We start from the raw sequence: 24,462 nt of genomic DNA on the forward strand, positions 1-24,462 counted from the left end.
GTGGTTGGGGTCTATGCGTATGCCAAGCACGTCGAGTACATGAAGATGCACACGATCCCCGCCGGCTTGCAGGCGTTCGATGTAAACGGCCCGATCCCGACTTGCGGTCACTGAGGGATACGATGCCGAAAACCCGCGATCCGGCCGCCTACCGACTCTATATCAACGCCCGGAAGCTGTGGCGCAGCAAGATCGAGTGGCAGCTGACGCGTCAGGAAGCGCTCAGCATCCTGCACGACGTGCAGGCCGCCGCAAACCAGGGCGACTGGGGCGCACGCGCATTGATGGCCTACTTCTACCGATCTGGCCTCGGCCCCCTCGATACCAACCATGTGCTGGATCCGGACGGGGACAAATCGGTCGAGATCGTCCGCATGGCGGTTGCGGCCGGCCAGGCCTGGGGGTACTACGATCTTGGTGTCGCCCATGAGCACGGCTACGGGGGTGCTGTTCAGGATGAAAAAATTGCATGGGCCTATTACATGAAAGCGGCAGAGCTCGGTAGTCCAGAAGCCCAGATGGCCTTAGCAGGAGCCTATCTGAAGGCCGAACGCCGCGATGAAGAGGAAGCAATGGTGATGTGTGCCTATAAACAGGGCCATGGTCCTGCTGCCCACGATCTTGGAGTAACAGCTGAAGTTTTCAACAATTTCGCGAAGGCGCTGGAGTATTACCAAGCAGGAACAAGGTTCGGCAGCGAGAAATCTGCTGTAGCACTAAGAATTATGTTCGACACCAAAAATTGGAGTTCACGCGACAAACAGGAGCAAATTGCGCTCAAAGAGATCGAGATTCTGCCCGATCCGCAACGAAAGAGCCGGTACGGCCAGATCTCGGATGCACTGGACCTCAACCCCGACCTGAAACTAACTCGCCTCGACCAAGTGTTACCACTGCCTCCTAAGGCACTACCTGCATGGAACGGAATCGAGGATGCAATCGAGCCTGAGCCGGACGGCCCAGCGGTTTACTGACGCCATCGCTGCCGGACGTTCATCGCGTCCCAAATCCCTATCCAGCCATGCGCTCTCTTCGCCAGTGGTTCACTCTTGTTGGCACATCGCTCGCTGCTGTGGCTGGGATCTACGCGTATGCCCAGCACGTCCAGTACGTGAAGATGCACACGATCCCCGCTGGCTTGCAAGCGTTCGACGTCAACGGTCCGATTCCGACTTGCGGCCGGTGGAAGGACACGGTGCCGCGAACCCGCGACCCGGCCGCCTACCGGCTCTACATCAATGCCCGCAAGCTATGGCGCAGCAAGATCGAGTGGCAATTGACGCGGCAGGAAGCCCTTAGCATCCTGCACGACGTACAGGCCGCCGCGAACCAGGGCGACTGGGGCGCGCGCGCATTGATGGCCTACTTCTACCGGACCGGCCTTGGCCCCCTCGACACGAACAACGTGCTCGACCCGGACGCGGATAAATTGGTAGAAATCCTGCGCTCGGCCGCTGCAACCGGTCAGGCATGGGGCTACTACGATCTCGGTGTTGCACATGAGCACGGCTACGGCGGCGCTGCGCAAGATGAATAGATCGCATGGGCTTATTATCTGAAGGCGGCGCAGCTCGGCAGTCCGGAAGCGTAGATGGCCTTGGCAGGAGCTTATCTGAAGGCCGATCGCCGCGATGCCGAGGAAGCTATGGTCATGTGCGCCTATAAACAGGGCCATGGCCCTGCAGCCTACGATCTTGGAGTGACTGCCAAGCTATTCAAGAATTTCACCGCGGCATTGGAGTATTACCAAGCGGGGACACGATTCGATAGCAAAGAATCTGCAGCAGCATTGATGTTTATTTTCGACACCAAAGAATGGAGTTTGCGCGACAAGCAAGACCAAGTTGCGCTCAGAGAGATTGGAATAATGCCTGATACGGAACGCAAAAGCCGCTACGACCAGATCTCGGATGCGTTGGATCTTAACCCCGACCTAAAACTAACTCGCCTCGACCAGGTGTTACCACTGCCTCCTGCGGAACTACCTACATGGAAGGGTATTCAGGCTGCAATCGAGCCGGATCCAGAAGGCCCACCGAGCTACTAACCTAACCAACTCTCGGAAAGAAAAAAATGCCGCTAAAAATAATCACGGTTGGCGACAAAACCGACCATGGCGGCACCGTCATCAGCGGCTCACCAAATCATGACATCCACGGGCGTGCGATTGCCCGGCTTGGAGATCAGGTCAATTGCCCGCTGTTCTACCCTGGGGGAAAACCGCACGGGATAAACAAAATTACTACCGCCGACAATTCGTTCACCGTTAGCGGAGTCCCGGTCGCCGTAGAGGGGTGTACGACCGAATGTGGATGCAAGCTGATTGGCAGTCTGCCAGCAACCGTCGGCTAGCTCTGCAGCTTATGCACTCAGGGCTTTTAGGAAGCGACGACAGGTAAAGCTGCTAGCCCCGGTGCCGGTGCCGGTGCCGGTGCCAAGACGATCCCAGCCTGCTTGAGTATCCACGCCTCGAACTTCATATGCCAGACTCGCAGCAAAACAAGCGGCGGGCGGAGTTAGTTCTGCTCGCCTATGCCTTGCGGCGCGTCCCCTTTAACAGACGGCTTTATTCTTTACGGACGATCCGTCGATTGGCGCGCACGTCATGGCCGTCTTGAAGGGCACGGATCCCAGCGCCAGTGGCGAGCGTCCTGGTACACATCCCACAGCAAAGGCGGTACCGATCCCACCCCAAGAACGGCCACAGCCAGAAGTACCTGTGCAACTGTGCAGAGAGCAGCGTCGGTACGGCGCATTGTTGAAAAGTTGACGAGTGCAAAAATGACCGCTGAGACGCTGAGACCTCCCTTACAAAGCATATGGATCACTTCGCGTCTTGGCCCGTTGCAGCGTTCGTAGAATACTGCATACCAGAGCGTTGGCAGAATCAGGCATGCAGTCGCCACCATGCCGAAGGCAGTTGATCCAAGCGTCGCCTGATAGCGGGCGCGGACCATGCGCTCCGCGTGGCGAACCAGGTAGACGGCGCTCAGTAGCGCCACGATGGATGCAGGAACGACCAGTTGACTGGAAAATACAATCGCCATGGTGATGCCCATATTTGTTTGCTGAGGTTGGCGCCTGGGCGCGAGCTTGGAACAGCAGTAACGTCGACGTCAATATCGCATTGTCGAAGCATCGTTCAGGGTGCAATTTGCGTCTGTGCAACTCATCGCGATTCCCCTGACCGAAGTGGAGGTCGTGGTCAACCCGAAAGCTGCCGAAAAGTCAATGAAGAAGGAGAAGGTCGCCCAACTTTCCCTTGGTTAGCCGGGCACGATGACGCCCATCACCATGTGGGGTGATTCGTAATCATCAGATAGCCAGTTCGAAACCGGCAGCTGGTACCGGCTTTCAAAAAAGCCCGTCCTTTCAGGTCAGGCTTTTTTTCTGCACTGTCCCGGACGCATGCTCCAGGTCGCTATCCCGCGCATCCCATGTCTGCTGAATGTCGAGCAGCTCCGGCAGCGTCCTGTGAAACACGGCCACCAGAGCAGGATCGAAATCGGCCCCTGAACGGACATCCACATAGGCCACGATTTTTTCGACAGGCCACGCTTCCTTGTATGGGCGCTGCATGCTCAGGGCGTCGAACACGTCGGCGAGCGCCACCAGGCGCGCCGATTGGGGAATGGCTTCGCCAGCCAGGCCGGCCGGATAGCCGCTACCATCCCATTTCTCGTGGTGATGCAACGCCACTTCGGCTGCGAGCTGAAACACCTGTGCTGCGCTTTTGCTCAGAATGTCGTAACCGATCTGCGGATGGGTTCTCATGATGGCCCACTCGGCATCATCCAGTGGACCGGGTTTGCGCAGGATTGCCTGGGGAATGCCTATCTTGCCGGTGTCATGCATCGGGGCTGCCAGTTCGAGCTGATCGCTGTCTTCGGCGCTCCACCCTGCTCCTTTGGCAAGCGCTTTTGCATAGGCAGCCATGCGCCAGATATGCGCACCGGTATCGGTATCGTTGAAATGCCCCGCCTGGCCCAGCATCGAGATCGCCTCCCGGTAACTCCTGGCCAATAATTCCGCCCGTACCTGGGACAAATGGCTGGCGACGCGCGCACGCACGATCGGCGGCGACACGGGTTTGGTGATGTAGTCGACGCCGCCAGCGAAAAAACCGGCGGCTTCGTTCACGGGATCGGCGTACGCCGTCACGAAAATGACCTGGATGGTCCCGGTGGTATCGCTCTGCTTGATTTTGAGGCAGAGGTCATAGCCATTGATGTCTGGCAGGCCGATGTCCAGCAACACCATGGCCGGCCGATGCTTGTGGAGCGCGGCCATCGTTTCGGCGCCGTTGCGGGCAAACACCAGGGTGTAGTCGTCGCTGAGCACCTTGCGCATCATCGCCAGATTAGCGGGCTCATCGTCGACCAGTAAAATGACCGGGCGACTCATCGCTTGCTGCCATGCGCAATGGTCAGCGCGGTGGATGTTGCACCGATATGGCAGACAAACAGGCCTGCTCGATCAACATGGGTCCCGCGGTATCGTTCACGTGGAAATGTTTTCGAATTTCTCAACATGCCTCCGAAGCTTCGCGCCATCTGCAAGCGTGACAACCCGATTTTCACCTGCTTGAAAGATTGACTATTACTCTACACGATGACGAAAATCATGTCCGTTTTTCCGCTTCGCGTGCTGCCTGAATTCGGACTTGCGTACCTTGCCCATGGTCGAACGTCCGTTCAACAATTACAATCCGTAAGTTTAGTTTGACCGTCAATTGACCCGATGCTATAGTCGGGCAAAGCCAATGGTAACGTTTCCAACGTGCCAAAAAAACATGGCACTGAATGGAGACAAGATGGTCAAATCCCGCAACCTGGCAGCAGCCTGCGCATGGTTGTGCGCCGCTGCAGGGGCGCTGAGTATCGTGCTCGGTAGCCCGCCAGCCAGTGCGGCCGCACCGAAAGCAGAAGTCATCCACTGGTGGACCTCCGGCGGCGAATCGAACGCCGTCAAGCAGGTCGCTCAGGCGTTTCGCAATGCCGGCGGCGTGTGGGTCGACAGCGCCATCGCGGGCGGCGACCAGTCGCGCGCCGTCACCATCAACCGCATCATCGGCGGCAACCCGCCGACCGCTGCGCAGTTCAACACCTCCAGGCAGTTCACCGACGTCATCGAGCAGAATATGCTCAACAATGTCGATGCCGTCGCCAAGGCCCAGGACTGGGACCGCATCCTGCCCGAGCCCCTGATCGACGTCATCAAGCACGACGGCCACTACTACGCAGTGCCGCTCAATATCCACATGCAGACGTGGATCTGGTACTCGAAAGCCGCCTTCAGGAAGGCCGGCATCACGCGCGAACCGGCGAGCATGCCGGAACTCTTCGCCGCGCTCGACAAGCTCAAGGCCGCAGGTCTCATTCCGCTGGCCCACGGCGGCCAGTCGTGGCAGGAGACCGTGCTGTTTTCGGCTTTACTCGCCAATATCGGCGGGCGCGAACTGTACCTGAAAGTGATCCGCGACCGCGACCAGGCCACGATCCTCTCGCCCGCCTTTCGCGACGTGCTGCTGGCCTTCAAGCGCATGAAGTCGTATGTCGATCCCGGCGCGCCGGGGCGTAACTGGAACGACGCCACCGCGCTGGTCATCAGTGGCCGTGCGGGCTTTCAGGTAATGGGCGACTGGGCCAAGGGCGAATTCACCAACGCCGGCCAGTTGCCCGGCCAGCACTACGGCTGCATCGCCGGCCTCAAGCCCGACACGCCGTACCTGATGCAGGGCGACGTCTTTGTTTTCCCGCGCACCGACAAGCCGGACGCCATCAAGGCCCAGCAACTGCTGGCGCAAGTCGTGTCGCAGCCCGCATTGCAGATCGCCTTCAGCAAGCTGAAAGGCTCGATCCCCGTGCGCCTGGATGCCCAGTCCAATGAGCTCGACGTGTGCGCGCAAAAGGGCGTGGCCATCATCAAGGACCGCTCGCGCCAGGTCGGCGTGACCGAGGTCTATCTGACGCCCGACCAGAACGGGGCAATGCAGGACATCCTGACCGCGTACTGGAATATGGACACGCGGGTCGAGAAGGTCCAGCGCAGCATTGCCCGCGCCTTGAAGTACTGAGACCATGCACGCATCCCGACTCTTCAGGCACCTCAGTCCCCACATCGCCCTGCTGCCCATGGCGCTCACAGTGCTGCTGGCCTACGTCGGCGGCGCGCTGTGGACCCTGCGCACGTCGTTCACCGCCTCGCGCACCTTCCCGTCAGATAAATTCATCGGCGTGGCGCAGTACGTGCGCCTGTTCGACAACGAGCGCTGGCTGCTCTCGCTGCATAACCTGGCCGTCTACGGCGCGGTGTTCATCGTCGCCTGCATGGTCATCGGCTTTTTGCTGGCCGTGTTCATCGACCAGAACGTGAAAGGCGAAGGCCTGCTGCGCACCGTGTTCCTGTATCCGTATGCGATGTCGTTCATCGCCACCGGTCTGGTGTGGCAATGGCTGCTGGCGCCCGGCAGTGGTATCGAAGGCGCTGTACGCCAGCTGGGCTTTCCCAGTTTTTCGTTCGACTGGATCGTGCACCAGGATCTGGTGATCTACACCGTCGTCATCGCCACCGTGTGGCAGGGCTCGGGCCTGGTCATGGCGCTGATGCTGGCCGGCCTGCGCGGCATCGATCCAGAGATTTACAACGCCGCGCGCCTGGATGGCATTCCGGCCTGGCGCGTGTATCTGCAGATCGTGCTGCCGATGCTCGGCCCCACGGTGGCGACCGTGTTCCTGCTGCTTTCGACCGCCGTCGTCAAGCTGTTCGACGCCGTCGTCGCGATGACGCAGGGCGGCCCCGGCATCGCCAGCGAAGTGCCGGCCAAGTTCATCATGGACCATCTGTTCCTGCGCTCGAACATCGGCCTGGCATCGGCCGGCGCCGTGACGCTGCTGGTGCCAGTGCTGGCACTGCTCGCGCCATATGCGTATGCGCGCAGCCGCCGCGCGCGCCTGAACGGCGGGCACGCATGACAGCGCGCCTCTCGCCTGCCCGCATCGGCATCTACGCCTTTTTGCTGAGCGCTGCTTTGTTCTTTTTGCTGCCGCTGTACGTCATGGTCATCACGTCGTTCAAGCCGATGGCCGAAATCAGGATGGGCAATGTGTTCGCCCTGCCGGGCGTGGCCACGCTCGACCCGTGGCGCGCGGCCTGGGGCGCGGTCAGCCAGGGCTTCTGGAATTCGGTGGCGATCGCCGTGCCCAGTACCGTGATCCCGATCCTGCTTGGCGCGATCAATGGCTATGCGCTGTCGTTCTGGCGCCCGCGTGGCGCGAACCTGCTGTTCGGCGTGCTGCTGGCCGGCGCCTTCATCCCCGTGCAGGTGATGATTTATCCGCTGGTATGGATGATGGCGCATGCCGGCGTCTTCGGCTCGCTGCCGGCGATCGTCGTGGTACACGTCATCTTCGGCATGCCGCTCATGACGCTGCTGTTCCGGAATTACTATGCATCGGTACCGCACGAGTTGTTTCAGGCCGCGCGCATCGATGGCGCCGGCTTCTGGCGGATCTTCCTGCAGGTGATGCTGCCGATGTCGCTGCCGATCATCGTGGTGGCCGCGATCATGCAGGTCACGGGCGTCTGGAACGATTACATCCTGGGCCTGGTGTTTGCCGGGCGCGATAACCTGCCAATGACGGTGCAGCTCAATAACGTGATCAACACCACCACCGGCACCCGCATGTACAACGTGAACATGGCCGCAACCATCCTGACGGCCGCCGTGCCGCTGGTGATCTACTTCATCTCCGGACGCTGGTTCGTGCGCGGTATCGCCGCCGGCGCCGTGAAAGGCTGACCCTCATGTCGAATGTCCATCTGCGCAAACTGTGCATCACCCGCGGCAGCAACGAGATCATCCGCGACCTCGATCTGGAGATCGCACCGGGCGAGTTCCTCGTGCTGCTCGGCCCGTCGGGCTGCGGTAAATCCACGCTGTTGCACAGCATCGCCGGCCTGATCGACATCTCGGGCGGCACCATCGAAATCGGCGGGCGCGACATGAGCCACGCCGATCCGAGCGAGCGCGGAATCGGCATGGTGTTCCAGTCGTACGCGCTGTATCCGACGATGACGGTCGAGAAGAACATGTCGTTCGGCCTGCGCATTGCCGGCACGCCGAAGGCGGAAGTGACGTGCCGCGTGCGCCGCACGGCCGAGATGCTGCAACTGGATACCCTGCTTGATCGCAAGCCGGCGCAGCTCTCGGGCGGCCAGCGCCAGCGCGTCGCTATCGGGCGCGCGCTGGTGCGCGAAGCGGGCGTGTACCTGTTCGACGAGCCGCTGTCGAACCTGGACGCCAAGCTGCGCGCCGAACTGCGGCGCGAACTCAAGCTGCTGCACCAGCGCCTGGGTTCGACGATGATCTACGTGACGCACGACCAGGCCGAGGCGATGACGCTGGCCACCCGCATCGTCGTGATGCAGGGCGGTCGCATCCAGCAGATCGGTACGCCGGCCGAGGTGTACGACACGCCGGCAAACCGCTTTGTGGCGGGCTTTCTCGGCTCGCCGTCGATGAATTTTATTGACGGCAGCATCGACGCGACCGGGGGCTTTTGCGCTGGCGGCGTCACGCTGCAGTTGGCGCGCCCCGCCGCCGCGGGCACCGTGACGTTGGCCGCGCGTCCCGAACATATCCGGATCGACGAGCATGGCCCCCTGCAGGCCAACGTCACGCTGGTTGAGCCGATGGGTAATCACCAGGTGGTGTGGCTGGACTGCGCCGGCCAGGCGTTGTCCGCCATCGTGCACGATGCGCGGCCGCTGGCAGCCGGCCAGTCGGTGCGTTGTGCGATCGATGCGGACAGGGTGTCATTGTTCGACGGGTCCACCGGCAATCGCCTGCAATCGGCTGTAAACAGGGATGCCATAGTCAGATGAATACAGTATGCTTGGCGGCTCTTTTGATCCACTCATCGAACAGGAATCGCACGTGGCGACAATCAAGGACGTAGCGCGGCTGGCCGGCGTCGGTCTCGGCACCGCCTCGCGCGTGGTCAGCGGCAAAGGCTCGGTCTCGCCTGCCACGCTCGAGCGCGTGCGCAAAGCGATCGACGAGCTGGGTTTTCGCCCGTCACACGCGGCGCGCGCCCTGTTGTCGGGTACCAGCCGGATGGTCGGCGTCTATATCCCGGTGTTGTCGGGCACCTTCTACACGCCGATCCTGCAGATCATCGATACCGAACTGCGCGCCGCCGGCCTGCACATGGTGGTGGCCTTTGGCGTGGGCCTGGGCGACGTGCGCAACCAGGCCATTGAAGGCATCGAGTTTCTCATCGAGCGCGGCTGCGATGGGCTGATCGTGATGACCAGCGCACTGACCGACGACGACATCGCCGCGCTGGGCGCCAAGCGCCGCACGATCGTCTCGCTCAACCACGATTTCGCCGACCTGCCGGGCCAGTGCTTCACGGTCGACCATGCGCTGGGCGGGCGCCTCGCGGCGCGCGCGCTGCTCGACCATGGCCACCGCGACATCGCCGTCATCGCCGGGCCGAATGCGCTGGTCGACAACGTGGCGCGTGTCGATGGCTTCATGCACGAGCTGCTGGCCGAAGGCCTCGATACCGACAAGGTCTGGATCGCCGAAAGCGACTTTTCGCCGCAGGGCGGCTGGCTGGCGGCCAAGGCGCTGGTCGAATCGAAGACGCCGTGCACGGCGCTGTTCTGCGCCAACGACGAGATGGCAGTCGGCGCGCTGTCGTACTTCCAGGAAGCCGGCATCAGCGTGCCGCGCGACCTGTCGGTGATCGGTTACGACGACACGCCCAGCGCCGAATTCGCGGCGCCGCGCCTGACGTCGGTGCACATGCCGTGGCGCGAGATGACGCTGGGCGGCATCAACGCCCTGCTCAATCGCTGCTATGACCTTGGACGCCCGGTGACGCGCACGTTCCCCGTCAGCGTGACGATGCGCGCGTCGCTGGCCAAGGTTGGCGGCGGCAAGGCCAAGCCCAAAGCCAAACACGAGGGCAAGAAAACATGACGTCGCTGGCCCAGCCAGCACGGGCCGCGCGCGGCCATTTTTTTGGACACAAACTGGAAAGCTTTCCAAACGACTTGGATGTTTTCCCGAAAATTTCATTCAGACCTTATTGACCAGATAAAACGAGACACATGACCACTGCCAACCGCCCCGAGCCACAAGCGCCGCAGCGCAGCGATTTTGCCCGCGACTTTTTGTGGGGCTGCGCCACATCGTCCTATCAGATCGAAGGCGCCGGCCGCGACGACGGCCGCGTCGAATCGATCTGGGACCGCTTCGCCGCCACGCCCGGCACCATCCGCGACGGCTCCAACGGCCTGGTCGCCTGCGACCATTACCACCGCTGGCCGGAAGACTTCGACATCGCGCGCGGGATGGGCCTGAATGCCTACCGCTTCTCGATCGCCTGGCCGCGCGTCTATAGCGAAGCCGGCGGCGCGCCAAACCAGAAGGGCCTGGATTTCTATTCGCGCCTGGTCGACGGCATGCTCGAGCGCGGCTTGCAGCCATGGGCCACGCTGTACCACTGGGACTTGCCGCAAACGCTGCAGGATGCGGGCGGCTGGGAACAGCGCGCGACGATCGATGCCTTCCTCGAGTACACCGACGCCATGACGCGCACGCTGGGCGACCGCGTCAAGCACTGGATCACCCACAACGAGCCATGGTGCACGGCGATCATCGGCAACTTCGAAGGCTGGCATGCGCCCGGCAAGACCGACCTGAAGGCGGCGCTGCAGGTCGCGCACAATGTGCTCGTCTCGCACGGCAAGGCGGTGCCGCTGATCCGCGCGAACGTGCCGGACGCGCAGGTCGGCATGGCCGTCAGCCTGCATCCGCTGCGCGCGGCAAGCAGCAGCGCCCTGGACATCGCGGCAAAAGAACGCCACGACGGCCTGCGCTACCGCTGGTTCCTCGATCCGCTGTTCGGCCGTGGCTATCCTGAATCCACGTTCGCACAGATCGGCGCCGCGGTGCCCGATATCGCACCGGGCGACATGGAAGCCATCGCGGTCAAGACCGATTTCATGGGCGTGAATTACTACTTCCCCGAAACCGTCGCGCATGCCGCCGGCCACGCGCCGCTGGACGCGAAGGTGCTACCGACCACCGAAGGCGAGATCACCGCAATGGGCTGGCCGGTGGTGCCCGAGGGCCTGGCCGAACTCTTGCTGCGCATCGAGAACGACTACCATCCAGGCCCGATGTACGTGACCGAAAACGGTTCGGCCTTTGACGACGTGGTGGGCGCCGACGGCGAGATCGACGATGTGCAGCGCCGCCATTACTTGATGCGCCACCTGGCTTCGCTCAAGGCCGCGATCGACGGTGGCGCGCCAGTCAAGGGCTACTTCGCCTGGAGCCTGCTCGACAACTTCGAGTGGGCCGAAGGCTATCTGAAGCGCTTTGGCCTCGTGCACATCGATTACGCTACGCAGCAACGCCGCCTCAAGAGCAGCGGCAAATGGTACGGCGCCTTCCTGCGCAAGGCATGAATCCCTATGCATGAATCCATATAACGACAACGAACGAGACAAACCATGACAGCCACGCTTCGCCCTTCCCTGCTCGCCCTTGCGATCGCCCTTGCCCTGCCCGCCTTCGCGCATGCCGCCCCGGTCGACACCAAACTGGCCGACTGGCCGCGCGTGACCAGCGCGATCAAGAAAGACGCCGCGCTCGAGAAGCGTGTCCAGGAGATCGTCAGCAAGATGACGCTGGCCCAGAAAGTCGGCCAGATGACGCAGCCCGAGATCAAGACTGCGACGCCGGCCGACGTGACCAAATACTATCTGGGCTCGGTGCTCAATGGCGGCGGCAGCTGGCCGAACGGGAACAAGGCAGCCAGCGCGAAGGAATGGCTGGCGCTGGCGCAGGCGTACCACGACGCGTCGATGAAGACCGACATGGCGATCAAGGTCCCGGTCGTGTGGGGGACCGACGCGGTCCATGGCCACAACAACGTGCCGGGCGCCACGCTGTTCCCGCACAATATCGGGCTGGGCGCGGCGCGCAATCCGAAGCTGATGCGCGAGATCGGCGCGGCCACTGCAAAGGCCGTGCGCGCGACCGGCATCGCCTGGGTATTCGGCCCGACGCTGGCCGTCGTGCGCGACGATCGCTGGGGCCGCACCTATGAAAGCTATGCCGAGCATCCGGAAGTCGTGCGCAGCTACGCGGGCGAATACGTCAAAGGCATGCAGGGCGCGTTCAAGGACGACGCCAACACCATTGCCACCGCCAAGCACTTCATCGGCGATGGTGGCACCAAGAACGGCAAGGACCGTGGCGTGACCGAGGCCAGCGCCCTTGACCTGATCAACATCCATGGCGCTGGTTATGCGCCGGCCCTGAGCGCTGGCGCCCAGACGGTCATGACCTCGTTCAACAGCTGGACCGACACGGCGACCGGCGTCGAACATGGCAAGCTCCATGGCAGCAAGGTGGCGATCACCGACATCCTCAAGAACAAGATGGGCTTCGATGGCTTTGTCGTCACTGACTGGAACGGCATCGGCGAAGTGAAAGGCTGCCGCAACGACAGCTGCGCCCAGGCGGTCAACGCCGGCAACGACATGTTCATGGTGCCGGACGACTGGAAGGCCTTCATCGCCAACACGATCAAGCAGGTCGAGTCGGGCGAGATCCCGATGGCGCGCATTGACGATGCGGTGACCCGCATCATCCGCGTCAAGCTGCGCGCCGGCCTGTTCGACAAGAGCCCGAGCCAGAACGCGTATGCCGGCAAGGATGATGCGATGCAGGCACGCGCGCTGGCGCGCCAGGCCGTGCGCGAGTCGCTCGTGCTGCTCAAGAACGAAGGCCCGGCCCTGCCCCTGAAGCGTGGCCAGAAAATCCTCGTCGTGGGCAAGAGCGCCGACGAGCTGTCGAACCAGAGCGGCGGCTGGTCGATCACGTGGCAGGGCACCGCCACCACGAATGCCGACTTCAAGAACGCGGACACGATCCTGACGGGCATTCGCGACGCGGCAGGCAGCGACAACGTCCGCTTCAGCGTCGACGCGAAAGACGTCGACGTGACGCAGTTCGACACGGTGATTGCCGTCATCGGCGAGCGCCCGTATGCGGAAGGCGATGGCGACATCCACCCATCCGGCACGCTGCGCCACAGCAGCCGCTATCCGGAAGACCTGGCCGTGCTGCAGGCGGTGGCCGGCAAGGGCAAACCGGTGATTACCGTGATGGTCACCGGACGGCCGGTGTACGGCAATGACCTGCTCAATCTGTCCGACACCTTCATCTCGGCCTGGCTGCCGGGCTCCGAAGGCAAGGGCGTGTCGGACCTGTTGATCGCAGGTGGCAAGCGTTACGACTTCCGCGGCACGCTGCCGTTCTCGTGGCCAAAGTCGGCCTGCCAGGTCAAGCTCAACGTCGGCGACAAGGAGTACGCACCGCTGTTCGCCTACGGCTACGGCCTGAAGGCGGGCACGCGCTCGAAACTGGGCAAGCTCGATGAAACGATTCCGCAAGGCGGCTGCAGCGCCGGCAATACCTTCCCCGTGTTCAGCCAGGCCGACCGCACCAGCTTCCCGCTGGCGATCCGCAGCGGTGGGCAAACCACGGTGCTGGGCGCCGACCTGAATGCCAGCTTCACGCTGCCGGGCATCGTCGTGACGACCGCGCAGGTCAATACCCAACAGGATGCCAAGATGGGTGCCTGGACCGGGCCGGCCACGCTCGAAGCACGCGGTGCTCGCGCCATGGTCGTGCCGGCGGCAGCGGCAAAGGATGGCGCGCTGCGCTTCGATACCATGGTCGCCAAGGCGCCCACCGGCAAGGTCATGCTCGCGATGCGCCAGGGCGCGAACGACACGGCGCTGGATGCCACGAGCCTGTTCAAGCGCCTGGCCGACGGCGGCAAGCACACGGTCTCGATCCCGCTGAGCTGCTTCCAGGCCAAGGGGCTGGACCTGGCCAAGGTGGACACGCCGTTCAGCGTCACCAGCGACGGCCCGTTCACCGCTGCTTTCGCGAACATCGAGATCGCCGGCGGCGCTGCCAAAGAGGCTGACGCCGTGCGCTGCGAGGACCTGAAATGACGGCAGCAGCGACGCAAGGACTGCGGCTGCTGGCCGACATCGGCGGCACCAATGCGCGCTTCGCGCTGCAGTCCGATCCGGCTGGCGGCTTCGACGACGTCGAGGTGCTGGCCGGCACCAGCTACCCGACGCTGGGCGACGCGATCCGCGCCTACCTCGAAGGCGCGCGCGCGCGCGGGATGGCGGTCGACAGCGTGCGCCATGCGGCGCTGGCGATTGCCAATCCGGTCGAAGGCGACGAGATCCGGATGACCAACCACCACTGGGCCTTTTCGATCGAAGCGTTGCGGCAGGAACTGGGCTTGACCACGCTGTTGATGGTCAACGACTTCGTGGCGCTGGCGATGGCGCTGCCGCACCTTCCGCCCGGCGGGCGCCAGCGCATCGGCGGCGGCATCGAACTGCCTAACCGGACCATCGGCCTGATTGGCCCCGGTACGGGCCTCGGTGTCTCGGGCGTGGTCCCGGCCGGCGGGCGCTGGATTGCGCTGTCGGGCGAAGGGGGGCACGTGAGCTTCGCCCCCGTCAACCGCGACGAGGTGGCGATCCTCGAGGCGCTATGGAGCGAGTACGGCCACGTGTCGGCCGAGCGCCTGCTGTCGGGCATGGGGCTGGAGCTGATCCACTGGGCCCGCACCAGCCGGCGCATGAAGGCGGCCGATATCACCACGGCGGCCCTCGACGGTTCGTGTCTCGAGTGCCAGGGCTCGGTGCGGGTATTCTGCGCCATCCTGGGCAGCGTGGCCGGCAACGTCGCGCTCACACTTGGTGCGACCGGCGGCATGTATATCGGCGGTGGCATCGTGCCGCGCCTGGGCGTGCTGTTCGAGCAGTCGGCGTTTCGCGCGCGCTTCGAAGACAAGGGCCGCCTGGGCGACTATCTGGCGCGCATACCGACCTACTTGATTACTGAACAGTATCCCGCCTTGCGCGGGGTTTCGGCTATGCTGTCGGATCAAATTTTTAGTCTGCACCAATAACGGAGAGACCATGCAGAATCCCATCCAGACCCCGACCGTGGCCAGTGCATCAACGGACGGCGAACGCAATACGCATACCGGGGCGCTGTTCATCGTCACCATCCTGTTCTTCATGTGGGGCCTGATCACGTCACTCAACGACGTGCTGATCCCGCACCTGAAATCGATCTACACCCTCACCTATATGCAGGCGATGCTGGTGCAGCTGTGCTTCTTCGGCGCCTACGTCGTCGTCTCGCTGCCAGCCGGCGCGCTGATTCGCCGCCTGGGTTACCAGAACGGCGCCGTCGCCGGCCTGCTGGTCGCCGCCACCGGCTGCGCGCTGTTCTATCCGGCCTCGAACGGCGGCTATGGCCTGTTCCTGTTCGCGCTGTTCGTGCTGGCCAGCGGGATCACGATCCTGCAGGTCGCGGCCAATCCGTACGTCACCGTCCTTGGCCCTGCGCGCACCGCCGCCAGCCGCCTGACGCTCACGCAGGCCTTCAATGCGCTCGGCACCACGGTGGCGCCAGCGCTGGGCGGCTTCCTGATCCTGTCGACGGTGGTCCTCTCCGCCGACCAGCTGGCACTGCTGCCAGAAGCCGAGCAGGTTGCGCACCGCGCGGCCGAAGCGGCTGCCGTGCAGGGCCCGTACCTGGGCCTGGCCGCGGCGCTTGTGCTGCTGGCCGTGCTGTTCGCGCTGGCGCGCCTGCCGAAGATCGCGTTTCAGGACACCACCACTGCCTCGGCTGATGGCAAGGGCGGCGCGATGGCGTACCGCCACCTGGTGCTCGGCGCGCTGGGCATCTTCCTGTACGTGGGCGCTGAAGTCAGTATCGGCAGCTTCCTGATCAACTTCATCGGCGAGCCGCACATTGCAGGGCTGTCGCATGCCGACGCGGCCAGCTATGTCAGCCTGTACTGGGGCGGCGCGCTGGTGGGCCGCTTCATCGGCTTTGGCGTGATGCGCTACGTCAGCCCGGGCAAGTCGCTGGCTGTTACCGCGCTCGGTTCGATGGCACTGGTACTCACCGCAATCTTCACCGATGGCAGCCTGGCAATGTGGGCGATCATCGCAGTCGGCCTGTGCAACTCGATCATGTTCCCAACCATCTTCAGCATGGCGCTGCACGGCCTGGGCAAGTTCACGGGCCAGGGTTCCGGCATCCTGTGCATGGCCATCGTCGGTGGCGCAATCGTGCCTTTCATCCAGGGCATCCTGGCCGACACCATCGGTCTGCAGATCTCGTTCCTGGTGCCAGCAGCATGCTACCTGTTCATCCTGTACTACGGCATCAAATACGCCGATCTGCACAAGCAGAAGGTGGTGACTGACTAAACGTCGCCGTCATGATGAAAAATGCCCGCACATGATGCGGGCATTTTTTTGGGTGCAGTGGATGCTTTTTTGGGTGCGGTGGACCCTACCGTAGGGTGGACGGCTACGCCGTCCGCGCGTTCAAACTCACCCTTGCGTCCCGGCGCGGATCGTTGGACGCGTGGACGGGCGAGCCGTCCACCCTACCGGCGGTCGAGACCGTGTCCAAATGTCAGTCCTGCCCCCCGCTTTTTGGTGGACGTTACCGGTTCAGGCGCTTGAGGAGCTGCGCGCGCACCATGCGAGACGCGTTGTCGTCCATCGGGTCGAGCAGGCCGCGTGCGCCTGGCGGGATATGCGCTGCCGTGTCGTCATCGGCCTCGAACACATAGTGCCGGAACAGCTCGGCCCACGCCGCGCGCTGCGCTGGCGGCAGGTCGCGCACCGTCATCAGGGCGTGCATCAGCGCGTTGTTGGGCGTGTCCATCCAGTCCGGCGACTGGCGCCACCAGTAGTTGACCAGCACATTGACGTCGTCCAGGGCCTCGACATGGTGCCACCACATGCTGGGGATGAAGAGCGCGTCGCCGGGGCCAAGTTCCGCCGTCTGCGCATGCGTCAGCGCGTCGGCAAAGCGCGGGAAGCGCGCAAGGTCGGGCTGTGCGAAATCGACCAGGCTGATGGGCTGGCCGGCGGGCGTCAGGTCGATCGGGCCGATGTACAGATTGTGCTGCTGCCCCGGCGGGAACAGCGTGAAGCGGCGCCGCCCGGCCGCGATGCAGGCCAGGTTGTCCGGCAAGTCGTAGTGGGCGGAGATGCGTGTGCGGTTGCCGATCCAGATCGACGCCAGCGGGTCGCGCGGACCAAGGTCGACATCGTTCTCGCGTCTGAATCCCGGCAGCGCACCGTCGATCGTGGTCGAGCCAACGTAGATGGCGGGCGGCGCCGGCGTGGCCAGGTGCTTTGCCAGTTCATCCAGCACGGCATCGAGCCGCACCCGCAGCGACTGGAAATTGAAGCCGTCGAGCGCGGCGTTGTAGAAGAAGCGGCCGTCGATGTCGGGCGGGCCGAGCATCGCATTGACGGTGGCGTCGCCGCACCAGCGGCGCAGATAGTCGAGCGCTGCCTGCGGCGACTGGCGCCCTGCCGCGACCACCGGCCAGTGGGCCACCAGGCCGCGCAGCAGCAGCGGCTCGGTCGACGCCGGGATCGTTGCATCGAGATCGGCCGGCGTTACACCGGCGAGCTCGCGGATGGCGTTAGCGGCCGGCGGCATCGCGGTTGTTCTTGCGGTCGATCAGATTGCGGAAGTTCGACAGCGAGGCCAGTGCGAAGTAGATCGGCGCCAGGTAACCTGCTGCATGCAGTTCGGCGATGACGGCGCCATCGAGCGCGCCCAGGCGTTCTTCGTGGATCGTGAAGAAGCCGCCCAGGCGGTGTTGCGCGCCATTGTCGAATTCCATGTCGAGCACGAACGCATCGAGCAGGTCATGGCGCTTGAGTGCTTCGAGAAAACCGATATTGGCCTGCACGCCATTGTGGATATTCGACAGCATGGTGCTGACCTTTTCCAGATACTCGGTATTCCCGCCATGCGGCATGAACACCGGCTCGCCCTCGGTCGTGCTCACGCGCGGGTGGTCGAGGTCGACCTGGATCATCAGCTCGTTGCCATTGCGGCCGATGTAGAACGGCTGACGCTCGTGCATCCATGGCACGAGCGGCGCATCCCAGCGGCCGTCTTGCAGGAACAGGTTTTCGTCTTCGGTAAAGCCCAGCAGCGCGATCGCTTCAAAGTTCGCGCCGTCTTCGAGCTGGCGGAAGATGATCGGATAGATCCCCTGCAGCGAGCGGAATTCGTCGGCGAAGGTCGGCACCCACGCGACTTCGCTGCCCAGGCCGGGGCGGTGGCCGGCGAGGATGCGCAGATCTTTGTGTTCGATATTGTTCAGCAGGGCGATATTGGGCATGGATGTCTCGTTGTCGTTGTTGGAATCACGCGATGAAACGACAGCGGCGGGCCGGCTGATGCCGACCCGCCGCTGCGGTTGCAGGGCCGGTGTGCGGGAAGTCTACTCCCGAAAACCGGCGCCGGCCAGATGCTGCGCGATCAGAATTTGTAGCGCGCCGCGAGCATGTAACGCGGACCCGATTGCGTCACGAACAGCACCTGCTGCTTGGTGCGGCCGTGCGTGCGCTGGATCTCGTCGGTCAGGTTGATGCCCTCGAACGACACCGACAGATTCTTGTTGACGTTGTAGCCGACGCTCAGGTCAAGCTGGCCGTAGGCTTCGACGTAGTTCGGGTTTGGGCCCGAGCCGTCGAACGTCGACGACAGGAATTCGTCGCGCCAGTTGTAGGCCGCGCGCACGTTCCACTTGTCGTTCTCGAAGATACCCACCAGGTTGGCCGAGTCGCCCAGGCCAACCAGCGCAAACTGCTCGCCCACGCTGCCGTTGTCGTACTTCAGTCCCGAATTGACGTAGGTGTAGTTGGCCTGCACGCCGAAGCCGCTGTTGCCGAACATGTGCTGGAGGTTGAATTCCAGGCCGCGGATGTTCGCCTTCTTCTGGTTCGAGTACGACGTGATGCGGAAGTTCGCGACCGGATCGGTGCCGATGGCCGTGATGGTGCCGGTGGCATCGCCCGACGCGTTGTTCGCCCCCGCTACCACGCCCGGCTGGCCGTTGAAGTTGCGGAAGATGTAGTTGCGGATGCAGGTGGTGTCTGCCGTCGTGCAGCTACCCAGCGCCGCATTCCAGTAGGCGCCGCCGACCGGTGTGCGCACGCCGAACGGCTGGGCGATGACCTGCGACTGGCCGGCGTAGTTCTCGAGCTGCTTGCGGAAGTGGTTGACCGAAATGAAGCTCTGGCGGCCGTAGTACCACTCGAGGGCGATGTCAAAGTTCTTCGACTTGACCGGCTCCAGTGCCGGGTTGCCCTGCGAGCCGGTACCCCCTTCGACGCGCGCCAGCGTGTCGAGCACCTGGCCGCCGGCGATCTGGTCGTAGCGTGGGCGACCGATGGTGTGACCGTAGCTGAAGCGGCCCTTGATGTCGTCGCGCAGCGCGATGTCGGCATCAAAGCTTGGCAGCACGTGGCTGTAGTTGCCTTTCAGCGTGGTGAAACCGGATTGGCCGAACACCACTGGCAGCTCGTTCTGCGAGACCCAGCTGATCGCGATCGGGGTCGGCACCAGTGCGGTGGAGCTGACGTCCGTCTTCTCGTAACGCACGCCGAGCGAGGTATTGATCGGGAAGCGCGTGTCCCACTCGGTGTTGAACTGCAGGTACAGGCTCTTCGATTTTTCTTCGGTGCGGCGGTCGGTGTCGTAGGTGGTCTTCGGCACGTACAGCTGCGGCAGGCCTGACGCCTGCGCCACGATGTCGCGGATCTGGTTGAAATTGAAGGTGTGGAAGCGGTCGAACAGGGCCGGATTGTTGCTGCCGTTGACCTGATCAAAATACTTGCCCAGGCTGTCGACCGTAAACAGGCTGGCCGGGTAGTCAGAAGCCTGCGTGGCGCCGCCCCAGGTGTCGCGCTGCTGCACCGAAAACGCCGAGCGGTAATCGACCTTGGTCGCGCCCAGGCCGAACTTGACCTCGGATGCTTCCAGCACTTTCCAGCTGCCGTGCGTCTGGATCTGGTCGACTTCGGTCTTCATGTAGCCGTTTTCGAACACCGAGCCGGTCACCTGCTGCGGGGCGCGCGCGTAGTCGGCACCCTGGATGCTCAGGACCGGGAAGTCTTGCGAGAAGTCGGCGGTGGTATTGCCGCGGCTGAAGCTGGCGGTGCCGATCACGTTGCTCGAACCAAACGGGCTGTTCGGGGTCGATTCTGCCGACGAGCTGTGCGCATCGAGTTCAAAGCGCAGCTCGGGCGTGACGCGCCAGACGGTGTTGAAGCCCAGCGATTTGTTTTCGCTGCGGGTGGCGAAGTCCGACACGCCCATAGCGATGTCAGCGTTACCGGCCGGGATGAATTCGGTGTAGGTCAGCGGACCGGCGATCGGACCATCGGTCCAGCTGCTCGACGACGGGCCGAAGTTGAACCACGCCGACATGTCGTTGCGGCGGGTGTGGATCTTGTTTTCCGAATAGGTGTAGTCGAGGGTGCTGGTGATCGACTTGTTCGGTGCGAACTGGAACACGACCTGGCCATTGGTGCGCTCGCGCTGCACGCCGCTCAGGTTGTAGTTCAGATTCTGCGGGGTCTGGTACAGATCGGTCGGACCAGGACGGTTCGTGATCAGCTCCGATCCCGGCTGGCCTGGCAGCGGGATCGCGCCGTAGGTAGCCTGGTCGCCGCGGAACGGGCCCTTCCAGCCATTGGCCACCGACGCGCGGTTGTAGCCCAGGTTGCGTTCCTGGTAGCTGGCCGACAGGCCGATGCCGAAGCGGCCGTCGGCCGAGGTGTTGGAGTAGATACCCGAGACTTCCGGTGTGATCTTGTTGCCGTGCTGCAGGCCGTCCGGCAGATTGGTGGCCGACGTGTCGTGCACGCCCTTGATGCCGATGCTGGCCTGCATGCCGGGGCGCGACAGCGGCCGCGCGGTGATCACGTTGATGGTCGCGCCCACGCCGCCGGTCGGGGTCTCGGCGCGGCTCGATTTGTAGACCTGCAGCTGCGAGATGGCTTCGGAGGCGATGTTGGCGAAGTCGAACGCGCGGCCATTGCGATCGCCCAGGTTAGACACCGGCATCTGGCGGCCATTGAGCAGCACCAGGTTGAAGTCGGGGCCCACGCCACGCACGGTGATCTTCGAGCCTTCGCCGATTTCGCGGTCGATCGACACGCCCGAAATACGCTGCAGCGACTCGGCCAGGTTCGTGTCGGGGAATTTGCCGATGTCCTCGGCGACGATGCCGTCCACGAAGCCCTGCGCATTGCGCTTGAGGTTCATCGACGATTCGAGACTGGCACGCAGGCCCGTCACGACAACGGTCTGCGTGCCGTTCTGGGCCGGGCCGGTGATCGATGCGGTAGGGTTGCTGGCCGCGTCGACCGCCTGGCTAGGGGCGCTGGTGGCGGTTTCAGCTGGCGGCATGCTGGCCGCTTCCTGGGCAAACGCCGGCATGAACGCCGCGCATGCGCTGGCAACTGCCAGACTGATCAAGGTCTGTTTAGCCTTTGGGTAGTACATGTCTTCTCCTGTTTTTATAAATATGACCGTGCTCAGACACGGTGTCTCCGCCATCCGGATGCGTCGCCGCTGCCCCGGGTACTGCCTTTCAAACCCGGGCGCCTCCTTGCCCGGCGACACGCCACCATGTGGTACAGCGAGACCGATCGGTTGGTACCGATGGCCTCGCTGCGTAAATCGCCGGGTGCGCGCTGCACTGTGTCATGTGTCCTCGGCTCCTTGGCGAATTGCGCCAAGCGGGGATCGAAGGTAATTTATCCGTCGCATGGAAACGTTTCCATGCAGTGAGCTGAATCTTAGAGTTATGAAAATAAATTGTCAACGGAATATTCCGTTACCTCATCAACGGGTGTGACGTAGTTTCGCAACACTTTGGTGCGTCCGGCACGTCAAGCAGCCCTCACGGATGACGGGGCATGGGCGCGCGTCCCGCATTGACGGGATCGGTTCGACAGGCTATCGTCGCCTTAACGTTTTGGTAACGTTTCCAAATTGGAGCATGCATGCACCATTTTCTGGCCCGCCTCGCGCGCAGCGTCCCCCGCGGCATCGCCCGCAGCACCCTGCTTGCCGCTGTCTGTGTCACCGTCACCAGTACTGCGCATGCTGCTGCGCCGGCGCCCACATTTGCCTGGCCGGGCGGCGCGCGCGCCGCGGTCAGCCTCGCTTACGACGACGCGCTCGACTCGCAGCTCGATAACGCACTGCCGGCGCTGGACCGCTATGGCATCAAGGGCACCTTCTACCTGCAGCTATCGAGTCCGCCGGTAGCGGCGCGCCTGCCGGCGTGGCGCGCGGCCGCATCCCGTGGTCATGAACTGGGCAACCACAGCCTGTTCCACCAGTGCTCGGGCAAGGGCCAAGACCGCACCTGGGTCGCCGCGCATCGCGACCTCGCCACCACCAGCCGCGCACAGATGGTCGACCAGGTCCTGCTGGCCAACACGATGCTCGAGGCGATCGACGGCCGGCGCGAGCGCACCTACACCGCGCCCTGCGGCGACGTGCAGGCGCTGGACGGCGACTACCTGCCGGCACTGCGCCCGGCGTTCGTCGCGATCAAGGCGGGCAACGGGCCAGGCGTGCCGGCCTCGATGGCGGCGGTCGATCCGTACCAGCTTGCGTCGGTCGGCCCGGTGGGCGCCAGCGGCGCAGAACTGATCGCGCTGGTGGAGCAAGCCGTCGCGCGCGGCACCATGGTCGCCTTCACCTTTCACGGCATCGGGGGCGACCATCTGAGCGTGTCGACACAGGCGCATGAAGAATTGGTGCGTTACCTGGCCGCGCACCGTGACGTGGTCTGGACCGACACGTTCGTGAGCATCATGCAGCACGTCAGGCAAGAGCAGGCGCGCCTGCCCGGCTGGACGCTGGCCTGGCACGATGAATTCAACGGCACTGCACTCGATCGCACGATCTGGACGCTGGAAACGGGCGGGCATGGCTGGGGCAACAACGAAATGCAGTTCTACACGGCGCGCCCCGAGAACGTGCGGGTGGAGGACGGCCACCTGGTCATCGAGGCGCGCCAGGAACGCTACGAAGGCAAGGACTATACGTCGGCGCGGCTCAAGACCGCCGGCCTGAAAGAGACGCAGTACGGACGTTTTGAAGCGCGCATCAAGGTGCCGAAGGGCCAGGGTATCTGGCCGGCGTTCTGGATGCTGGGCGCGGACATCGGCAAGGTTGGCTGGCCGCAGAGCGGCGAGATCGACATCATGGAAATCATCGGCAAGGAGCCGCGCACTGCGTACGGCACGCTGCACGGGCCGGGCTATTCGGGCGAGCACGCGTTCAGCAAACCGATCGCGCTGGACGGCGCCGACTATGGCGACGACTTCCACGTGTTCGCCGTCGAGTGGGAACCGCAGGCGATCCGCTGGTACCGCGACGGTGTGCACTATCACACTGCCACGCCGGCCCTGGTAAAAGGAGACTGGGTATTCGAGCACCCGTTCTTCGTGCTGCTGAACCTGGCCGTCGGCGGCTACTGGCCCGGTTACCCGGACAGCACGACCATGTTCCCGCGCCGGATGCTGGTCGATTATGTGCGGGTCTATCGCAAGGAGGCTGCACCTGCACCGGCGCCGTGACCGGTTCAGCGCAGCGACAGTAAGTCCGTCTCACCGGCGCCCAGGGGCAGCGCGGCGCCGTAGTGCGCGAGATCGCGGCCCAGCACCAGGCGCAGGTTGGCCGGCGCGCTGCGTTCGACTTCCTGCAGGTGCACGCTGCCCACACGCTGCGCCAGGCGCCGGGCGGCTCCAAAATGCGCCGCATCGTATTCGACGCGTGTGTGGCGCACCGCAAAGCCAGGCTGATTCGACAGGCGCGTGACCCGCAGGCCAGGTGCGTCGATCCGGCGCGCCAGCGCGCGCGCCATGCCGGTCACGCCATTGCCATTGCTGATTTCGAGACGCGCTACGGCCGGAGGCAGTGACAGCGGCTGCACAACAGGCGCGCTTGCCGGTATGCGGCGCAGTTCCATCATGCCGTCGACGCCGACGTGGATCTGCGCCTGGGCCCAGCCGGGCTGCGGCGTTTCCATCGCCTGGCCGAGCGCGACGACGCCGGTCTGGCCACCGGTTGCAGCGAAGTCGGCGCGCAAGTCGTGCTGGCGCAGCGACGCAGCCTGGCGCAGCATCTGCTGCGCGCGCGCGCCCTGCCCGAGCGCGGCCAGCGCCTCGCCCAGCAACTGCCATGACTCTGCCACCAGCGGGTCGAGCAGGCAGGCCCGTTCCAGCACTGCGCGGGCAGCATCGTAATCGCCATTGCGCAGATATGCGCTGCCAAGATTGACGAACTTCTGGGCGGCGTCGGGGCCCGCATCGGCTGGCAGCACTGTGTTCAGGTCGCGCCAGGCGGCGTCCGCCCCTGGCTCCACGCTGACTGGGACCTGAAGCGGCGCGCATGCCACGAGGGCGGCGCACAGCCATGCCAGGCGGGTCAATCGGACGCTACGAAGGATGGTCGGGCGCATGGCAAACTCCTTG

At 63.7% G+C, this 24,462-nt stretch carries 20 protein-coding genes; 14 read left to right on the plus strand and 6 right to left on the minus strand.

Going from position 1 to position 24,462, the window contains the following annotated elements; all coding sequences use genetic code 11:
• Positions 1–122: 122 nt before the first annotated feature.
• The 4 genes from RCH14_RS08200 (at position 123) to RCH14_RS08215 (ending at position 2,352) form a co-directional block, all read left to right on the plus strand.
• Positions 123–974 (plus strand): DUF6396 domain-containing protein, encoded by an 852-nt coding sequence (locus tag RCH14_RS08200; protein ID WP_343025645.1) that lies wholly within the window; start codon positions 123–125, stop codon positions 972–974.
• A 98-nt stretch (positions 975–1,072) separates the two neighbouring features.
• On the plus strand, positions 1,073–1,537 hold the full coding sequence (locus tag RCH14_RS08205; protein WP_343025646.1) for a hypothetical protein: 465 nt from the start codon (positions 1,073–1,075) through the stop codon (positions 1,535–1,537).
• A gap of 54 nt (positions 1,538–1,591) precedes the next feature.
• Entirely contained in the window at positions 1,592–2,047 is a 456-nt protein-coding gene (locus RCH14_RS08210) for a DUF6396 domain-containing protein (protein WP_343025647.1), read from the plus strand.
• Between the two features lie 26 nt (positions 2,048–2,073).
• Positions 2,074–2,352, plus strand: a complete 279-nt coding sequence (locus RCH14_RS08215) for a PAAR domain-containing protein (protein ID WP_343025648.1) — start codon at positions 2,074–2,076, stop codon at positions 2,350–2,352.
• Between the two features lie 251 nt (positions 2,353–2,603).
• Here the strand turns inward: RCH14_RS08215 and RCH14_RS08220 are convergent, their stop codons facing one another.
• Both RCH14_RS08220 and RCH14_RS08225 read right to left on the minus strand, forming a co-directional pair.
• Positions 2,604–3,059, minus strand: coding sequence for a hypothetical protein (locus RCH14_RS08220; protein ID WP_343025649.1), 456 nt, complete (start codon positions 3,057–3,059; stop codon positions 2,604–2,606).
• Between the two features lie 313 nt (positions 3,060–3,372).
• Complete coding sequence (locus RCH14_RS08225) at positions 3,373–4,404, minus strand: HD domain-containing phosphohydrolase (protein WP_343025650.1); 1,032 nt, start codon at positions 4,402–4,404, stop codon at positions 3,373–3,375.
• A gap of 409 nt (positions 4,405–4,813) precedes the next feature.
• On the opposite strand from RCH14_RS08225, the gene RCH14_RS08230 reads away from it, so the two are divergent.
• From RCH14_RS08230 to RCH14_RS08270, 9 genes are all read left to right on the plus strand, one after another.
• Positions 4,814–6,076, plus strand: coding sequence for an ABC transporter substrate-binding protein (locus RCH14_RS08230; protein ID WP_343025651.1), 1,263 nt, complete (start codon positions 4,814–4,816; stop codon positions 6,074–6,076).
• A gap of 4 nt (positions 6,077–6,080) precedes the next feature.
• Entirely contained in the window at positions 6,081–6,974 is an 894-nt protein-coding gene (locus RCH14_RS08235) for a sugar ABC transporter permease (protein ID WP_343025652.1), read from the plus strand.
• A complete protein-coding gene (locus tag RCH14_RS08240) occupies positions 6,971–7,801 on the plus strand; it encodes a carbohydrate ABC transporter permease (protein WP_343025653.1) in 831 nt (276 codons plus the stop codon). The genes RCH14_RS08235 and RCH14_RS08240 overlap by 4 nt, the downstream gene beginning before the upstream one ends.
• 5 nt (positions 7,802–7,806) lie before the next feature.
• Positions 7,807–8,886 carry an ABC transporter ATP-binding protein gene (locus RCH14_RS08245; protein ID WP_343025654.1) on the plus strand — a complete coding sequence of 360 codons (1,080 nt, stop codon included), beginning with the start codon at positions 7,807–7,809 and terminating at the stop codon, positions 8,884–8,886.
• A 52-nt stretch (positions 8,887–8,938) separates the two neighbouring features.
• Positions 8,939–9,991 carry a LacI family DNA-binding transcriptional regulator gene (locus RCH14_RS08250; RefSeq protein WP_343025655.1) on the plus strand — a complete coding sequence of 351 codons (1,053 nt, stop codon included), beginning with the start codon at positions 8,939–8,941 and terminating at the stop codon, positions 9,989–9,991.
• A 131-nt stretch (positions 9,992–10,122) separates the two neighbouring features.
• Positions 10,123–11,487, plus strand: a complete 1,365-nt coding sequence (locus RCH14_RS08255) for a GH1 family beta-glucosidase (protein ID WP_343025656.1) — start codon at positions 10,123–10,125, stop codon at positions 11,485–11,487.
• 45 nt (positions 11,488–11,532) lie between these two features.
• Entirely contained in the window at positions 11,533–14,052 is a 2,520-nt protein-coding gene (locus RCH14_RS08260) for a glycoside hydrolase family 3 N-terminal domain-containing protein (protein WP_343025657.1), read from the plus strand.
• Complete coding sequence (locus tag RCH14_RS08265) at positions 14,049–15,032, plus strand: glucokinase (protein ID WP_343025658.1); 984 nt, start codon at positions 14,049–14,051, stop codon at positions 15,030–15,032. Before RCH14_RS08260 ends, RCH14_RS08265 begins: the two co-directional genes overlap by 4 nt.
• Before the next feature lie 10 nt (positions 15,033–15,042).
• Positions 15,043–16,350, plus strand: a complete 1,308-nt coding sequence (locus RCH14_RS08270) for a sugar MFS transporter (protein WP_343025659.1) — start codon at positions 15,043–15,045, stop codon at positions 16,348–16,350.
• A 241-nt stretch (positions 16,351–16,591) separates the two neighbouring features.
• On the opposite strand, the gene RCH14_RS08275 is transcribed toward RCH14_RS08270, so the two are convergent.
• The 3 genes from RCH14_RS08275 to RCH14_RS08285 form a co-directional block, all read right to left on the minus strand.
• Complete coding sequence (locus RCH14_RS08275; RefSeq protein WP_343025660.1) at positions 16,592–17,605, minus strand: cupin-like domain-containing protein; 1,014 nt, start codon at positions 17,603–17,605, stop codon at positions 16,592–16,594.
• Positions 17,589–18,299 carry a SapC family protein gene (locus RCH14_RS08280; RefSeq protein WP_343025661.1) on the minus strand — a complete coding sequence of 237 codons (711 nt, stop codon included), beginning with the start codon at positions 18,297–18,299 and terminating at the stop codon, positions 17,589–17,591. Before RCH14_RS08280 ends, RCH14_RS08275 begins: the two co-directional genes overlap by 17 nt.
• Positions 18,300–18,439: 140 nt before the next feature.
• Entirely contained in the window at positions 18,440–21,472 is a 3,033-nt protein-coding gene (locus RCH14_RS08285) for a TonB-dependent receptor (protein WP_343025662.1), read from the minus strand.
• Between the two features lie 503 nt (positions 21,473–21,975).
• Here RCH14_RS08285 and RCH14_RS08290 point away from each other — a divergent pair.
• Complete coding sequence (locus RCH14_RS08290; protein ID WP_343025663.1) at positions 21,976–23,565, plus strand: family 16 glycosylhydrolase; 1,590 nt, start codon at positions 21,976–21,978, stop codon at positions 23,563–23,565.
• A 5-nt stretch (positions 23,566–23,570) separates the two neighbouring features.
• On the opposite strand, the gene RCH14_RS08295 is transcribed toward RCH14_RS08290, so the two are convergent.
• Positions 23,571–24,449 (minus strand): LytR C-terminal domain-containing protein, encoded by an 879-nt coding sequence (locus tag RCH14_RS08295; RefSeq protein ID WP_343025664.1) that lies wholly within the window; start codon positions 24,447–24,449, stop codon positions 23,571–23,573.
• Positions 24,450–24,462: the final 13 nt, after the last annotated feature.

Origin of the sequence: Massilia sp. MP_M2, assembly GCF_039123635.1 — a bacterium.
GTDB lineage: Bacteria > Pseudomonadota > Gammaproteobacteria > Burkholderiales > Burkholderiaceae_D > Telluria.

What these genes read in the sequence shown, in the direction of transcription:
- RCH14_RS08225 (WP_343025650.1), bottom strand. Translation starts at nt 4,404, where the DNA reads ATGAGTCGCCCGGTCATTTTACTGGTCGACGATGAGCCCGCTAATCTG.
- RCH14_RS08210 (WP_343025647.1), top strand. Translation starts at nt 1,592, where the DNA reads ATGGCCTTGGCAGGAGCTTATCTGAAGGCCGATCGCCGCGATGCCGAG.
- RCH14_RS08245 (WP_343025654.1), top strand. Translation starts at nt 7,807, where the DNA reads ATGTCGAATGTCCATCTGCGCAAACTGTGCATCACCCGCGGCAGCAAC.
- RCH14_RS08215 (WP_343025648.1), top strand. Translation starts at nt 2,074, where the DNA reads ATGCCGCTAAAAATAATCACGGTTGGCGACAAAACCGACCATGGCGGC.
- RCH14_RS08240 (WP_343025653.1), top strand. Translation starts at nt 6,971, where the DNA reads ATGACAGCGCGCCTCTCGCCTGCCCGCATCGGCATCTACGCCTTTTTG.
- RCH14_RS08265 (WP_343025658.1), top strand. Translation starts at nt 14,049, where the DNA reads ATGACGGCAGCAGCGACGCAAGGACTGCGGCTGCTGGCCGACATCGGC.
- RCH14_RS08200 (WP_343025645.1), top strand. Translation starts at nt 123, where the DNA reads ATGCCGAAAACCCGCGATCCGGCCGCCTACCGACTCTATATCAACGCC.
- RCH14_RS08295 (WP_343025664.1), bottom strand. Translation starts at nt 24,449, where the DNA reads ATGCGCCCGACCATCCTTCGTAGCGTCCGATTGACCCGCCTGGCATGG.
- RCH14_RS08270 (WP_343025659.1), top strand. Translation starts at nt 15,043, where the DNA reads ATGCAGAATCCCATCCAGACCCCGACCGTGGCCAGTGCATCAACGGAC.
- RCH14_RS08290 (WP_343025663.1), top strand. Translation starts at nt 21,976, where the DNA reads ATGCACCATTTTCTGGCCCGCCTCGCGCGCAGCGTCCCCCGCGGCATC.
- RCH14_RS08220 (WP_343025649.1), bottom strand. Translation starts at nt 3,059, where the DNA reads ATGGGCATCACCATGGCGATTGTATTTTCCAGTCAACTGGTCGTTCCT.
- RCH14_RS08260 (WP_343025657.1), top strand. Translation starts at nt 11,533, where the DNA reads ATGACAGCCACGCTTCGCCCTTCCCTGCTCGCCCTTGCGATCGCCCTT.
- RCH14_RS08275 (WP_343025660.1), bottom strand. Translation starts at nt 17,605, where the DNA reads ATGCCGCCGGCCGCTAACGCCATCCGCGAGCTCGCCGGTGTAACGCCG.
- RCH14_RS08230 (WP_343025651.1), top strand. Translation starts at nt 4,814, where the DNA reads ATGGTCAAATCCCGCAACCTGGCAGCAGCCTGCGCATGGTTGTGCGCC.
- RCH14_RS08235 (WP_343025652.1), top strand. Translation starts at nt 6,081, where the DNA reads ATGCACGCATCCCGACTCTTCAGGCACCTCAGTCCCCACATCGCCCTG.
- RCH14_RS08255 (WP_343025656.1), top strand. Translation starts at nt 10,123, where the DNA reads ATGACCACTGCCAACCGCCCCGAGCCACAAGCGCCGCAGCGCAGCGAT.
- RCH14_RS08285 (WP_343025662.1), bottom strand. Translation starts at nt 21,472, where the DNA reads ATGTACTACCCAAAGGCTAAACAGACCTTGATCAGTCTGGCAGTTGCC.
- RCH14_RS08280 (WP_343025661.1), bottom strand. Translation starts at nt 18,299, where the DNA reads ATGCCCAATATCGCCCTGCTGAACAATATCGAACACAAAGATCTGCGC.